The 14,259-nt window shown below is 65.4% G+C and carries 14 protein-coding genes; 7 read left to right on the forward strand and 7 right to left on the reverse strand.

The genetic code is table 11. The annotated features are described in order from the left end of the window. Window positions 1-129: 129 nt before the first annotated feature. Window positions 130-759, reverse strand: coding sequence for a LysE family translocator (locus GV068_RS12730; RefSeq protein ID WP_159698080.1), 630 nt, complete (start codon window positions 757-759; stop codon window positions 130-132). Window positions 760-844: 85 nt separating this feature from the next. Between GV068_RS12730 and GV068_RS12735 the strand changes: the two genes are divergently transcribed. After that, entirely contained in the window at window positions 845-1,789 is a 945-nt protein-coding gene (locus GV068_RS12735) for a YafY family protein (protein ID WP_159698083.1), read from the forward strand. A 107-nt stretch (window positions 1,790-1,896) separates the two neighbouring features. Here GV068_RS12735 and GV068_RS12740 read toward each other — a convergent pair whose 3' ends face one another. The 3 genes from GV068_RS12740 to GV068_RS12750 are packed head-to-tail and all read right to left on the reverse strand — an operon-like array spanning window position 1,897 to window position 6,766. After that, window positions 1,897-2,313, reverse strand: a complete 417-nt coding sequence (locus GV068_RS12740; RefSeq protein WP_159698086.1) for a gamma-butyrobetaine hydroxylase-like domain-containing protein — start codon at window positions 2,311-2,313, stop codon at window positions 1,897-1,899. Window positions 2,314-2,324: 11 nt separating this feature from the next. After that, a complete protein-coding gene (locus tag GV068_RS12745) occupies window positions 2,325-2,762 on the reverse strand; it encodes an HIT family protein (RefSeq protein ID WP_159698089.1) in 438 nt (145 codons plus the stop codon). Beyond that, window positions 2,759-6,766, reverse strand: coding sequence for an FAD/FMN-binding oxidoreductase (locus tag GV068_RS12750; RefSeq protein WP_159698092.1), 4,008 nt, complete (start codon window positions 6,764-6,766; stop codon window positions 2,759-2,761). The genes GV068_RS12745 and GV068_RS12750 overlap by 4 nt, the downstream gene beginning before the upstream one ends. A 252-nt stretch (window positions 6,767-7,018) precedes the next feature. Here GV068_RS12750 and GV068_RS12755 point away from each other — a divergent pair, with 252 nt between their 5' ends. After that, a complete protein-coding gene (locus tag GV068_RS12755) occupies window positions 7,019-7,561 on the forward strand; it encodes a DinB family protein (protein WP_201303288.1) in 543 nt (180 codons plus the stop codon). A 3-nt stretch (window positions 7,562-7,564) separates the two neighbouring features. On the opposite strand, the gene GV068_RS12760 is transcribed toward GV068_RS12755, so the two are convergent. Together GV068_RS12760 and GV068_RS12765 are read right to left on the reverse strand one after the other, a co-directional pair. Beyond that, the gene (locus GV068_RS12760; protein ID WP_159698098.1) at window positions 7,565-7,876 is read right to left on the reverse strand and encodes a hypothetical protein; all 312 of its coding nucleotides are present in this window, start codon (window positions 7,874-7,876) and stop codon (window positions 7,565-7,567) included. Then, window positions 7,873-8,481, reverse strand: a complete 609-nt coding sequence (locus GV068_RS12765; protein WP_159698101.1) for a transglutaminase family protein — start codon at window positions 8,479-8,481, stop codon at window positions 7,873-7,875. The genes GV068_RS12760 and GV068_RS12765 overlap by 4 nt, the downstream gene beginning before the upstream one ends. 138 nt (window positions 8,482-8,619) lie before the next feature. On the opposite strand from GV068_RS12765, the gene GV068_RS12770 reads away from it, so the two are divergent. Then, window positions 8,620-9,162, forward strand: a complete 543-nt coding sequence (locus GV068_RS12770; RefSeq protein ID WP_159698104.1) for a DUF5625 family protein — start codon at window positions 8,620-8,622, stop codon at window positions 9,160-9,162. Window positions 9,163-9,168: 6 nt separating this feature from the next. Here the strand turns inward: GV068_RS12770 and GV068_RS12775 are convergent, their stop codons facing one another. Further along, the gene (locus GV068_RS12775; protein WP_159698107.1) at window positions 9,169-9,672 is read right to left on the reverse strand and encodes a YqaA family protein; all 504 of its coding nucleotides are present in this window, start codon (window positions 9,670-9,672) and stop codon (window positions 9,169-9,171) included. Between the two features lie 200 nt (window positions 9,673-9,872). Here GV068_RS12775 and ilvA point away from each other — a divergent pair, with 200 nt between their 5' ends. The 4 genes from ilvA to hprK all read left to right on the forward strand — a co-directional run bounded on the left by ilvA (window position 9,873) and on the right by hprK (window position 14,222). Then, entirely contained in the window at window positions 9,873-11,411 is a 1,539-nt protein-coding gene (gene ilvA / locus GV068_RS12780) for a threonine ammonia-lyase, biosynthetic (protein ID WP_159698110.1), read from the forward strand. Window positions 11,412-11,576: 165 nt separating this feature from the next. Beyond that, window positions 11,577-12,410 carry an NADPH-dependent 7-cyano-7-deazaguanine reductase QueF gene (queF, locus tag GV068_RS12785; protein WP_159698113.1) on the forward strand — a complete coding sequence of 278 codons (834 nt, stop codon included), beginning with the start codon at window positions 11,577-11,579 and terminating at the stop codon, window positions 12,408-12,410. Window positions 12,411-12,761: 351 nt separating this feature from the next. Beyond that, complete coding sequence (locus GV068_RS12790; protein WP_159698116.1) at window positions 12,762-13,244, forward strand: PTS sugar transporter subunit IIA; 483 nt, start codon at window positions 12,762-12,764, stop codon at window positions 13,242-13,244. Window positions 13,245-13,286: 42 nt separating this feature from the next. Beyond that, entirely contained in the window at window positions 13,287-14,222 is a 936-nt protein-coding gene (gene hprK / locus GV068_RS12795) for an HPr(Ser) kinase/phosphatase (protein WP_159698119.1), read from the forward strand. Window positions 14,223-14,259: the final 37 nt, after the last annotated feature.

Consider the following 14,259-nt stretch of genomic DNA (forward strand, 5'->3'; position numbering starts at 1 on the left):
AGCGACCTGGCGCAGCAAGCGGCGAAAGCCTTCGGACTTCATCGTCCCTCCTGGTCGTTTGACCCAGGTTGGACATCCACTCAGCTCAACAGTTCAATTTCTACACGTAGTGGTGACAGCGCCTTTCCTTTATGCCCAGCCCTGCAGCACCGTCAGCAGGGCCGCGCCCACCAGCAGCGCGCCGACCGCGCGCGCCGCCGCCAGTCCGGCTTGCGGATTCCCGGTCATCCAGCGCTGCGCACCCAGCGCGCCAAGAGCCACCGCGCCGTACACGGCCGCCTGGGTGAAGGCGATGATCAGACCGAGCGCCGCCGCCTGCGCCCACAGCCCGCCGCGCTCGGGACGCAGGAACTGCGGGAAGATCGCGAGCATGAATACGTAGGCCTTGGGGTTCAGCAGGCAGGTCAGCATCCCCTGCAAGAACACCGAGCGTCCACGCCGCGCCGCGCCCGCCGCCGGCAGGGAGACGCCTTCGCGCGTGCACAACAGGTTCCAGCCGATCCAGGCGATGTACACGGCTCCGGCCAGCAGCAGTGCATTGAATAGCGGCGGCCAGACGGCCAGGATCGCCGCCACCCCGAGCACGCCCATGACGGTATGGAAGACGCCGCCCAGCATGATGCCGCTCACGGCGGCCAGGCCCGCGCCGTTCCCACCGCGCAGTGAGCTGGCCATGACGAAGGCCATGTCCAGGCCCGGCAGCGCGATCACGCCGAACACCACCAAGAAGAACAGCCCCAGGTTGGCAAAGTCAGCCATTGTTTTTCCTTTCGTATCGATGACAGGAGTGCACGATACGGCCGAATCAGGACATAATCGGCCCTGATTATTTCGAGGGACTGACATGACCAAACCGATGACGCGGGTGCTGGCCGTGCTCGAACTGCTGCAGGCGCACGGCCAGGTCAGCGGCGCGGAAATCGCTGCCCGGCTCGAGGTCGACACGCGCACCGTGCGGCGCTACGTCGCCACGCTGGAAGAGATGGGCATTCCGGTCACCGCGGAACGCGGGCGCGCCGGCGGCTATGCGCTGGTGGCCGGCTTCAAGCTGCCGCCGATGATGTTCAGCGACGACGAGGCGCTGGCGCTGTCGGTCGGCTTGCTGGCCGCGCGCAGCCTGGGGCTGGACCGGGCGGCGCCGGCCATTGCCGGGGCCCAGTCCAAGCTGGAACGCACCATGCCGGCCAGGCTGCGCCAGCGCGTGCGTGCGATCGACGAGACCGTGCAGCTCGGCCTGCGCCGCGCGAATACCGCGACGGGCCACGCGGCGCTCGCCGTGCTGTCGGTGGCGGCGCGCGCGGGCCGGCGCGTGCGCCTGAGCTATGTGGATGCGGCGGGTACGCCGTCGGAACGCGCGGTCGATACCTATGGCCTGGCCTTCCACGACGGCTGCTGGTATGCGGTGGGCTGGTGCCACCTGCGGTGCGACGTGCGCTCGTTCCGGCTCGACCGCATCCAGGCGATGGAATCGCTGGAAGAAGGTTTCGAACGGCCCGCGGAGTTCGATGCGCTGGGCTACCTGGTGCGCTCGGTGGCCACCCTGTCGCGCGCCTGGACGGTCGAGGTGCTGCTCAAGACGAGCCTGGAGCGCGCTCAGGCGCAGTTCTTCGACACGATGGGGGTGTTCGAGCAGACGGCCGACGGTGTCTTGATGCACAACCAGTCGGACGATATCGCCTGGTTTGCGCGCCAGCTGGCGAGCCTGTCCTTCGAGTTCGAGATACGGCGGCCGCCAGAACTGCGTGAGGAAGTGCGTAAGTGTGCGGAGAACCTGCTTTCGCAGTTGTAGGGTAGGCGGGTTTCCGCCCACGCGGTGATAGTCAGCAGAAGATCAGCCGCATCAGCAGATCTGGATCTGGTTGAACGCGTGGGCGGCAAAGCCGCCCACCCTACCGGTCAGTGGTGATGCCCGCAGCCCGATTTCGGCGCGGCGCCAGGCAGCTCGGTGCCCGGCTCGCGGCCGCTGTCGCCAGCGAAACCGGCGGCGTGCAGGCGGTCGAGGTACTGCTGCCATAGCGAGGCCCCCTCGCTGCCCAGTTTGTAGAGGTAGTCCCAGGTGAAGATGCCGCTGCCGTGGCCATCGTCGAACAGGGGCTTGATGGCGTAGTTCCCGACCGGCTCCACGCCGGTGATGCCGACTTCGCGCTTGCCCAGCTGGAGCACTTCCTGGCCCGGGCCGTGGCCCTTCACCTCGGCGGAGGGCGAATACACGCGCATCAGTTCGAACGGGATGGCAAAACTGCTGCCGTCGTCGTAGGCGATTTCCAGCACGCGCGATTTCTGGCGGACTGCAATATCAAGTGGGTTGGGCATGACTACTCCTCTTATTCGTTGAAACGTTTGGCGATCGCGGCCGCCAGGTCGGGCAGCAGCGCGCGGCGCGCGGCCAGGCTGGCTTCATCAAGCTGGCGCGCGGCCTGCGCCCACACCGGCGCCGGGAAGTGCGCATCGTCCGCGTAGCGTGGAATGATATGCCAGTGCAGGTGCGGCACCACGTTGCCGAGGCTGGCCACGTTGACCTTCAGCGGCTGCATGGTTTCGCGCACCGCTTCTTCGACCAGATATACCGCTTCGTTCAGCAACAGGCGGTCTTCACGCGGCAGGTCGCTCATCTCGCGCACGTGCTCGCGCCAGATGACGCGGCAAAAGCCCGGGTAGGCGGCGTCGTCGACGATGATGACCGACAGCTTCTCGTCCTGCCAGACGACGGGGACCGCCAGGTCGCACAGTTCGCAACCCGGCTGGCGCAGCACTTCCTTCATACCAGCACCCTTTCGATGCCGCCGTTGTTGGCGCGGGCCACGTAGTCCGGCATCCAGTTCTCGCCCAGCAGGTGGCGCGCCATCTCGACCACGATGTAGTCGGCGGTGGTGCCGGAATCGTGGTTGTAGCGCGACAGGCCCTGCAGGCAAGACGGGCAGCTGGTCAGGATCTTGACGTCGCCCTTGAAGCCGTCGTCGCGCAGCTTGCCGGCGCCCTTCTCCATCTCGTCCTGCTTGCGCGAGCGGACCTGGGTCGCGATGTCCGGACGGCTCACGGCGAAGGTGCCCGACTCGCCGCAGCAGCGGTCGTTCTTCTCGATCTTCACGTTGTCGACGGTCGAGACCAGGGCATTGACGGTCTTGAGCGAATCCTGCATCTTCATCGGCGTGTGGCAGGGATCGTGGTACATGTAGCGGGTACCGGTGACGCCTTCCAGCTTCACGCCCTTCTCCATCAGGTATTCGTGGATGTCGATGAGGCGGCAGCCCGGGAAGATCTTGTCGAACTCGTAGTTCGCCAGCGAGTCGTAACAGGTGCCGCACGACACCACGACCGTCTTGATGTCGAGGTAGTTCAGCGTGTTGGCCATGCGGTGGAACAGCACGCGGTTGTCCGTAACCATCTTGTCGGCCTTGTCGTACTGGCCGGCGCCGCGCTGGGGATAGCCGCAACACAGGTAGCCCGGCGGCAGCACGGTCTGCACACCGACTTCCCACAGCATCGCCTGGGTCGCCAGGCCCACCTGCGAGAACAGGCGCTCCGAGCCGCATCCCGGGAAGTAGAACACGGCTTCGGTGTCGGCGTTGGTGGCCTTCGGGTTGCGGATGATCGGGATGACCTTGTCGTCCTCGATGTCGAGCAGCGCACGCGCCGTCTTCTTCGGCAGGTTGCCCGGCATTTTCTTGTTGATGAAGTGGATCACCTGCTCGCGCACCGGCGCCTTGCCGGTGGTCGGGGGCGGCGCTTCCACCTGCGGCTTGGCCAGGCCGCGCAGCAGCTGGTTGCCCAGGCGCTGGGCCTTGTAGCCCCAGTCAATCATCACCTTGCGGGTGGCGTTGATGGTGGTCGGGTCGGTCGCGTTCAGGAAGAACATGCCGGCGCGCTGGGCCGGCTTGAAGCTGCGCTTGTCCATCTTGCGCAGCAGGTTACGCATGTTCATCGAGACGTCGCCGAAGTCGATGTTGACCGGGCACGGCGTCACGCACTTGTGGCACACGGTGCAGTGGTCGGACACGTCCTCGAATTCTTCCCAGTGGCGGATCGAGACACCGCGCCTGGTCTGTTCTTCGTAGAGGAAGGCTTCGATCAGGGCCGAGGTCGCGAGGATCTTGTCGCGCGGCGAGTACAGCAGGTTAGCCTGCGGCACGTGGGTCGTGCAGACCGGCTTGCACTTACCGCAGCGCAGGCAGTCCTTGATGCTGTTGGCGATCTCGCCGATGTCGCTCTGCTGCATGATCAGCGACTCGTGGCCCATCAGGCCGAAGGACGGCGTGTAGGCATTGCGCAGGTCGGCCGACACCGCGGTGGTGTTCAGCAGCTTGCCCTTGTTGAAGCGCCCTTCCGGGTCGACACGGGTCTTGTAGTCGCGGAATTCGCGGATCTCTTCGTCGGTCAGGAACTCGAGCTTGGTGATGCCGATGCCGTGTTCACCCGAGATCACGCCGTCCAGCGAACGGGCCAGCTTCATGATGCGCTCGACCGCCTTGTGCGCGTCCTGCAGCATCGCGTAGTCGTCCGAATTGACCGGCAGGTTGGTGTGCACGTTGCCGTCGCCGGCGTGCATGTGCAGGGCCACGAACACGCGCGAGCGCAGAATGCGCTTGTGGATCGCGGTGCATTCGTCGAGGATGCATTTGTACGCTGCGCCGTTGAAGATCTGGCGCAGCGGCGCGCGCAGTTCCTGCTTCCAGGAGGCGCGGATGGTATGGTCCTGCACCACGTCGAACAGCAGGGCGTCCGGCTGGGCGCCGATGCGCTGGTCGAGCGTGGCGCTGAGCTGGTCGAGACCGAGTTCATCGAGTTTGCTGCGAACGTCGCGCAATGGCTGGTCCAGGTTGGTCAGGATGAAGCTCCAGCGCGCGGCTACCTGGTCCACCAGCGCCAGCGCCTGCTGCGGGCGGTCGCCCAGGATCTCGGCGCGGTCGACGGTGTCGCCGGTGGCGTCGTCGCTCTTCTCGATCGGCAGGTGTTCGTTGCCCAGGTAGGCGTGCAGGGCCTCGGCAAGCTGCAGCTTGTTCTTGATCGACAGCTCGACGTTGATGCGCTCGATGCCGTCGGTGTACTCGCCCATGCGGTTCAGCGGAATCACCACGTCTTCATTGATCTTGAAGGCGTTGGTGTGGCGCGCGATCGCCGCGGTGCGGGCGCGGTCGAGCCAGAACTTCTTGCGCGCTTCCGGACTGACGGCAACGAAGCCTTCGCCGACGCGGGTGTTCGCCAGGCGCACCACTTCCGAGGCCGCGATCGCGACCGCGTTCTCGTCGTCGCCGACGATGTCGCCGAACAGCGCCATCTTCGGCAGCACGCCGCGTTTCGATTTGGTGGCATAGCCGACCGCGCGCAGGTAGCGCTCGTCCAGGTGTTCCAGGCCGGCCAGGCGCAGGGTGGCGAAGGCCGGGTCGCCGTTCTTCGGCAGGCTGTCGAGGTAGTCCTTGATCTCGACGATCGAGGGAATCGCATCACGTGCCTGGCCGAAGAATTCCAGCGCCACGGTGCGGGTGAACTTCGGCATCTTGTGCAGGATCCAGCGCGCCGAGGTGATCAAGCCGTCGGTGCCTTCTTTCTGGATGCCCGGCAGGCCGGCCAGGAATTTATCCGTGACGTCCTTGCCCAGGCCTTCCTTGCGGAAGCGCCGGCCTTCGATCGTGAGCGTCTCGACGCGGAACGGTTCCGCTTTCGCGGCGCCACGCGGCGTCGGATGCGACCATTCCAGCTTGAAGGTGGCCACCGGCGCGTCGTGGATCTTGGACAGGTTGTGGTCCATGCGCGTGACTTCCAGCCAGTCGCCGTTCGGATCGACCATGCGCCAGGAAGCCAGGTTGTCGAGCGCGGTGCCCCACAGGACGGCCTTCTTGCCGCCCGCGTTCATCGCGATGTTGCCGCCGATGCAGGAGGCGTGGGCCGAGGTCGGGTCCACCGCGAACACGAAGCCTGCCTTTTCGGCGGCCTGCGACACGCGCTGGGTCACCACGCCGGCATAAGTGTGGATGGTGGCGTATTCGCGGTCCACGCCCGGCAGGCGCGTCGCTTCGACTTCGCCGATGCCGATCAGCTTTTCGGTATTGATCACCGCCGACATCGGCGTGAGCGGAATGGCGCCGCCGGTGTAGCCGGTGCCGCCGCCGCGCGGAATGATGGTCAGGCCCAGTTCGATGCAGCCCTTCACCAGGCCCGCCATCTCCTCTTCGCTGTCCGGCAGCAGCACCAGGAAGGGATATTCGACGCGCCAGTCGGTGGCGTCGGTGACGTGCGAGACGCGGTGCATGCCGTCGAAGCGGATGTTGCGCTTGTCGGTGTAGGCGCCGAGCACCTGCCTTGCGCGCTTGCGCAGGTCATAGGTCTCGCGGAACTCGCGCGCAAAATCGTCGACCGCCTTGCGCGCCGCGCCAAGGAGCTGTTCGACGGCGGCGCTGCGCGAGGCCGAGACCTCGGCGTCGCCTTCGCTCGCATCGACGCTCAGGCGGCGCTTGTCGACTTCGGCCAGGCGGTGGTGCAGCGCGTCGATCAGCTTCTGGCGGCGCTTCGGGTTGTCCAGCAGGTCGTCCTGCAGGTAGGGATTGCGGCGTACGACCCAGATGTCGCCCAGCACTTCGTACAGCATGCGCGCCGAACGGCCGGTCTGGCGCGCGCCGCGCAGCTCGTCGAGCAGGCGCCACGACGACTCACCCAGCAGGCGGATCACGATTTCGCGATCGGAGAACGAGGTGTAGTTGTACGGGATCTCGCGCAGGCGCGCGGGGGCATTGTCGGCGAGCAGGGTATGGATGTGTGCGGGCGCGTTCATGGATTGCGTAGCGTCGGTCGGACGAGTCCGAAGGACGTTCATTCTAGCTTATTGCGCTGCACCACGCTGGGGAGCGGACGAAACACGGTAGGGATTGGCGCAAGGAAATGCCAAGCCTGGACTCATTATGCAAATTTCCTTTGCAAGAAAGGCTCCTCATGCATTTTTCGTTTGCATCCGCCGAAAGAATGGCATATTGCGTAAGGCGTATGTGATGTAATCATGCCCCGCAACCATTTGAAAGGAAATCCCGTGCCGAAGCGCGAAGACATTGTCCTGCTCGCACAGTACAACGCGACCATGAACCGCCAGCTCTACGAGGCCGCCGCCACGCTGCCCGCAGACGAAGTGAGTGCGGACCGCGGCGCCTTCTTCGGCTCGCTGCTGGGGACCATGAACCACCTGCTCGCGGGCGACACGATCTGGCTCACGCGCTTTGCGCTGCACCCGTCCGCCTTCCCTGCGCTGGAGCCGATGCGCAGCGTGCCCACGCCGAGCGGCCTGACCCACTCCTTCGGTTCCAGCCAGGAGGAATTGCGCGAACACCGCCTGCGCCTGGACGGCGTGATCACGGCGATGGCCGCCGAGATGCGCGACGCCGACCTGGAGCAGGTCCTGGTCTACCGCAACCTGAGCGGGAAGGAATTCCAGCGCCACTTCGGCAGCCTGCTGCTGCACTTCTTCAACCACCAGACCCATCACCGCGGGCAGGCCAGCACCCTCCTGAGCCAGGCCGGCGTCGACATCGGCGTCACCGACCTGTTCGTGCTGCTGCCCGACCCCGCCGCGGCGTGAAGCTCAGTGCGGCGCCTGCCGCAGCAGGCGATCCAGGCGCGCACTCGCGTCCGCATTCATGGGCACCGAGCGCAGGCAGTCGACGACTTCCGCACGCACCGGCTCGCGGGTGGTGAGATTGCAGGTGTGGGCCAGTTCGACCAGGAAGCCGCGTTCCTGTTCCGGCATGGTGGCGATGTTCGGCCAGACGAGGCCCAGCTGGTCCTGCGTGGACTGCGAATGGGCGCTGAGCATGTAGCGCGCGCCGACGAAGCCGAACACGGCCAGCAGCGCAAGGATGAGGATGAGCCAGAGAGGGCTGGGTGCTTTGTTCATGGGCGCCATGATACCGCGCCGTCGATGGCGGTGTCGGGCAGCGCCGCCAGCACTTCCTCATAGGTGCTGCAGGCTTCCAGGCTGGCCACCACCACCGGCAGCGGCTCGGCCCAGACGCCCGGCAGGTCGCCCTCCCCTGCGCCATCCGGTGTGAAGGGCAGCGCTTCGCGCGGCGGATCGAAGCGGCTTTCCACGCCGGGCTTGTTCCCGCGCGGGTCGAGCCGGTACCAGCCCTGTCCTTCCAGCCAGACCGCGTTCAGCCCATGCAGACAGTACGGCGCTCCCTGATCGCCGGTGGCGAGACGCTGGTAGCACAGCCCGGCCGGGATCCCGTTGGCCCTGAGCAGGGCCGCGAGCAGGTGGCTCTTGGCGTAGCAGAAGCCGGTCCCGTGCTGCAGCACGTTCGAGGCGCTGCAGGTGACCGGATTGCGGCGGAAATCGGCGCTGTGCGCGATCTCGTCGCGCACGTACTCGAAGCAGGCGCGCACCACGTCCTCCCTTGATTGCGCGCCCTGCGCCAGCCGGCGCGCGGTGGCGGCTACCTGCGGGTCGGCGGCGTCGATGTACCGGCTGGCGGCGAGGTAAGGCTGCAGGCCTGCTTCCATGGTGATTCTCCCGTGTGCGATGCCGGGCATTCTACCCGGCGCGGCGTGCGGGTATCGCCTTCCGATACGGCAGGTCGCTGCACGCGCAACCTCGCCGCCAATCCGGCGCTGCCGGAAGACCGGCGACAGAATGCAGCCATGGATCCGCTCACCTACTCCCTCTGCCACAAGCCGGTCATCGGCATGCTGCTGTTCGTCGCCAGCGCCTGCGCTTTTCCGCCGCTGCTCGATGAAGCGCCCTTCGCGCTGCAACAGGCTGGCGCCCGCCTGGTGCAGGACGTCGAGGCGCCGGTCGGCAAGACCTATTCGCTGAACCTGAATTTCCGCTTCCGGTCGGCCGCCGCCATCCGCGCCGACGAGCTGGTCGGGTCAAGCTACAACGCCTACTGCGGACGCGACTACGCCGACATTCCTCCCGTGCCGAGACAGGACCTGGGCCGTCCGATTCCCATCCATGTGCTGGTGCGCGAACGGCGGACCGGGGCGGTCGTGCTGGACCAGGTGTTCCAGACGCTGTGCATCACCTCGCAGGGCGGTTCCGGCTACGCCAAGACCAGGACCGCGGCGCGCGTCGCGCTCGGCGCCGGGAAGTACACGCTGGAAGTGCGCAGCCTGGAAGACCAGCCTGGGCTGGCAGGTGTGACGACGACGGTGTCGCTGGTATCCGGCGACGGGAAGTAGGCCGGCCTAGCCGATCAGCCGTTCGAAGAAGTCGCCGACGGTCTTCCAGAAGCCGTCCGGGATGTACAGCAGGATCGCCGTCATGGTCACGTAGCGCGCGAACTTCCCGATCGCCATGTACATCACGCTCGGCCAGAACGGCAGGTGCAGCCAGCCCGCCAGCGTGCACAGGGGGTCGCCCACGCCCGGCACCCAGGACAGCAGCATGGTCTTGGCGCCGTACTTCTTCAGCCAGCCGAACCAGCGGCTCTGGCGCTCCTTGGCAAAGGCGATCTTGGCGCGGTAGCCGACGAAGTAATCCACCGCCCCGCCCAGGGTATTGCCCACGGTGCCGACCAGGATGGCCGGCCAGAACATGCCCGGATTGGCCTTGACCACCGCGAACACGGCCGGCTCCGAGCCGAGCGGCAGCAGGGTGGCCGAGATGAAGCTGATGATGAAGATGGAGGTCAGACCGACGCTCGGCGCGGCAAGGACTTTCAGCAGCCAGAGAACGGCGGATTCGATCATCGGATGGGGAGATGGTGAGCAATGGTGATAGGTGTCCATTATAATGAGGATCACACCTCGTAACGACACGATACGCCGGGCCTGCCAACCAGCGCGCCGTATCGCCACTACGCGCCCCGGTCACCCTCCGAGCCAGATAGTAGACGTCGTCCGGAACCGCCGGCCCACTCCCGCCGGTATTGCTATCCCGATTGCCGACCATGACTACCGACTACCTCAAGAGAATCCTGACCGCCCGCGTCTACGACGTGGCCGAAGAAACCCCGCTCGAATACGCGCCCACCTTATCAACGCGTATGAACAACCGCATCTACTTCAAGCGCGAAGACATGCAGAGCGTGTTCAGCTTCAAGCTGCGCGGCGCCTACAACAAGATGGCTAACCTCACGCCCGAGCAGCTGAAGCGCGGCGTGATCTGCGCCTCGGCCGGCAACCACGCCCAGGGCGTGGCCCTGTCGGCGGCGCGCCTGGGCTGCCGCGCACTGATCGTGATGCCCACCACGACGCCACAGGTGAAGATCGACGCCGTCAAGGCGCGCGGCGGCGCCAGCGTCGAAGTGGTGCTGCACGGCGACTCCTATACCGACGCCTACAACCACGCGCTGCTGCTGGAGAAGGAGCAGCGCCTGACTTTTGTCCACCCCTTCGACGATCCGGACGTGATCGCCGGCCAGGGCACCATCGGCATGGAGATCCTGCGCCAGCACTCCGGCCCGATCCACGCGATCTTTGTCGCGATCGGCGGCGGCGGCCTGATTGCGGGCGTGGGCGCCTACGTCAAGGCCGTGCGGCCGGACATCAAGGTGATCGGCGTGCAGACCATCGATTCGGATGCGATGGCACGGAGCCTGAAGGCCGGCCAGCGCGTCACGCTCACCGACGTCGGCCTGTTCTCGGACGGCACCGCGGTGCGCCTGGTGGGCGAAGAGACCTTCCGCGTGGCGCAACAGGTGGTGGACGAGATCATCATCGTCGACACCGATGCGATCTGCGCCGCGATCCAGGACGTGTTCCAGGACACCCGCAGCATCCTGGAACCGGCCGGCGCGCTGGCGGTGGCCGGCGCCAAGGCTTACGTGGAACGCTCGCAGATGGCGCGCAATCCGGTGAAGGCCGAGACCCTGGTGGCGGTGGCCTGCGGCGCCAACATGAACTTTGACCGCCTGCGCTTTGTTGCCGAGCGCGCCGAGCTGGGCGAATCGCGCGAAGCCGTGTTCGCGGTGACCATCCCCGAGCAGCGCGGGAGCTTCCGCCGCTTCTGCGCGCTGGTCGGCCCGCGCAGCGTCACCGAGTTCAACTACCGCATCAGCGATGCGCGCGAGGCGCACATCTTCGTCGGCGTGCAGGTGGGCAGCCGTAATGAATCGAGCCTGCTGGCGCGCACCTTCGAGGAACACGACTTCCGCACCCTCGACCTGACGCACGACGAGATGGCCAAGCTGCACATCCGCCACCTGGTCGGCGGAAAAAGCGCGCTGGCGCAGGACGAATTGCTGTATCGTTTCGAGTTTCCCGAACGGCCGGGCGCGCTGATGCGCTTCCTCGACAGCATGGCGCCGAACTGGAACATCTCGCTGTTCCACTATCGGAACCAGGGCGGCGACGTCGGGCGCATCCTGGTCGGCATCCAGGTGCCGGCGGCGGAGATGGATGAGTTCCGGCAATTCCTCGCCACCCTTGGCTACCGCTATTGGGACGAGAGCGCCAATCCGGTTTATAAGCTGTTCCTGGGTGCATAGGATCCGCCTGATCTGGGCACTAGCCTTAGCACGTCGCACAGGCGAAGGCCGGTGCCCAATTTTCGTACCGCAGTGTTATCCCCACTGCGAGTCCGCAACTTTCCGTTGAACGCGTGGGCGGCGTAGCCGCCCACCCTACGAACGTCACAAGCGTTCAGTTTTACTATGAATACTCCTGATCAATCGCCACTCGGCAAATCCTCCGCCTACCAGAGCCAGTACGCTCCCGAACTCCTGTTCCCGATCCCGCGCCTGCAAAAACGCGAAGAGATCGGCCTAGGCGTTGGCACCCGCCTGCCCTTCTTCGGCGTCGATATCTGGAACGCCTACGAGCTGTCCTGGCTGAACATGCGCGGCAAGCCGCAGGTGGCGATCGCCACCATCACGGCGCCCGCCGATTCGCCGAATATTGTCGAATCGAAGTCCTTCAAGCTCTACCTGAATTCCTTCAACCAGACCCGCCTGGCCGGGACCGACGCCCTGGTTGAATTGCTGCGCCAGGACCTGTCCGCGGCCTTCGGCGCCCCGGTGCACGTCAGCATCACCACGCCGGATGCCTTCGGCAGCCTCAAGATGGGCGAGCTCGACGGCACCCTGCTGGACCGTCTCGACGTCGAGATCGACCAGTACCTGCCCTCGCCGGAACTGCTGAAGGCAAACACGGACGAGGCCCCGGTCGACGAGACCCTGGTCTCGCACTTATTGAAATCGAACTGCCTGGTCACCGGCCAGCCGGACTGGGGCACCGTGCAGATCCGCTACGTCGGTCCGCAGATCGACCAGGAAGGCCTGCTCAAGTACCTGATTGGCTTCCGCGAGCACAACGAATTCCACGAGCAATGCGTCGAGCGTATCTTCATGGACGTGCTGCGCCAGTGCAAGCCGACCAAGCTGGCGGTCTATGCCCGCTATACCCGCCGCGGCGGCCTCGACATCAATCCCTGGCGCGCCAACTTCAGCACCGGCAAGCCGGGCAACCTGCGCACCGCGCGCCAATAAGCCGAAACGACGCACGGTTGCAAGCCGGCTGTGCGTTTTCGGCCACAGTCGGCCACGGGTTTTCATGCAAATCGGGCATTGAAACGCATTGCTCAAAAAATGGGCAGTATGCGTTCAAAAGATGGCCCAAGAGCGTTTACACACGCGATTGCAGCCTTTTTGCCGTGATTTCGTTTAGGAAATTGCGCATGAAAGATACGTACATTTCGTAACAAAACCACACGCTTTTGCCACATGCGGCGTGTCTGACCCACTGTATGCTTGTACAGACGCGAAATCGAATGTCACCGCCCTGAAACAGGCCTATAATTCCGCCTCGCAAGCAGCTACCCTGTGCCACGCACATTAGTCATGACGAACCTTAGCAAAATCCTCTCGCTCGAAAACGTGCAGCTGGACCTCGAAGTCTCCAGCAAAAAACGCGCATTCGAGCAGGCCGGCCTGATTTTCGAGAACAACTGCGGCATCGCACGTTCGACCGTGTCAGACAACCTGTTCGCACGCGAGCGCCTCGGCTCGACCGGCCTCGGCCATGGTGTCGCCGTGCCGCACGGACGGATCAAGGGCTCGAAGAGCCTGAAGTCGCCCCTCGCGGCTTTTGTGCGCCTGAAGGAGCCGATTCCCTTCGAGTCGCCGGACGGCCAGCCGGTCAGCCTGCTGTTCTTCCTCCTAATTCCGGACCACGTGACCCAGCAACACCTGGAGATCCTGTCGGAAATCGCCGAGCTGTTCTCGGATGAAGCCGTGCGCAGTGCGCTGGCTAGCGATCCGGATCCGAAATCCGTGCACGAGCGCATCATCAACTGGCAACCTAGCCTGCAGGCTTTGGGCTAAACTGTCTACGCGGCAATCCACCGCGTACCCAACGACATGCCCATGCTGCAAACCCCGCTGACCATCCAGCGCCTGTACGATGACAACCGCGACAGCCTCCAGCTGGGCTGGTTCGCGGGCTTCCCCGGCGGCGAGCGGCAGATCGCGGGCGACGCGGCTTCGGCCGCCGACCAGGTCGGCCACCTCAACCTGATCCACCCGGGCCGCATCCAGGTCTTCGGGCACCAGGAACTGAACTACTACCACCGCCTCAAATCGAGCTCGCGCACCCACGTGATCGGCGAGCTGATCGGCGGTGGCCCGCCGGCCCTGATCATCGCGCAGGGCCTGGAGACGCCGCCCGACATCCTGGCCATCTGCGACGAGCAGAACATCCCGCTGTTCTCGACGCCGCTGCCGGCAGCGCAGGTGATCGACTTCCTGCGCGTGTACCTGTCCAAGAAGCTGGCGCAGCGCGTCATCATGCACGGCGTGTTCATGGACGTGCTGGGCGTGGGCGTGCTGATTACCGGCGATTCCGGCCTGGGCAAGAGCGAGCTGGGCCTGGAACTGATCTCGCGTTCGCACGGCCTGGTGGCCGACGACGCGGTGGAGTTCTCGCGCATCGCGCCCAACATGATCGAGGGCCGCTGCCCGCCGCTGCTGCAGAACCTGCTGGAAGTGCGCGGCCTGGGCCTGCTGGACATCAAGGCGATCTTCGGCGAGACCGCGGTGCGCCGCAAGATGCGCCTGAAGCTGATCGTCCACCTGGTCAAGCGCGGCGCGCTGGACGAAGAGGTCGAGCGCCTGCCCTTCCACTTCCCGACCGAAGACGTGCTCGGCCTGCCGATCCGCAAGGTGGTGATCCCGGTCGCGGCCGGCCGCAACATCGCGGTGCTGCTCGAGGCCGCCGTACGCAACACCATCCTGCAGCTGCGCGGCATCGATACGCTGCAGGAATTCATGGAGCGCCAACGCCAGGCCATGAGCGGCGACTAGCGACGAGACACTCCCCATTTGGGGTATCATTCGGCCC

Source organism: Massilia sp. 9I, from assembly GCF_902506415.1.
Taxonomy (GTDB): domain Bacteria; phylum Pseudomonadota; class Gammaproteobacteria; order Burkholderiales; family Burkholderiaceae_D; genus Telluria.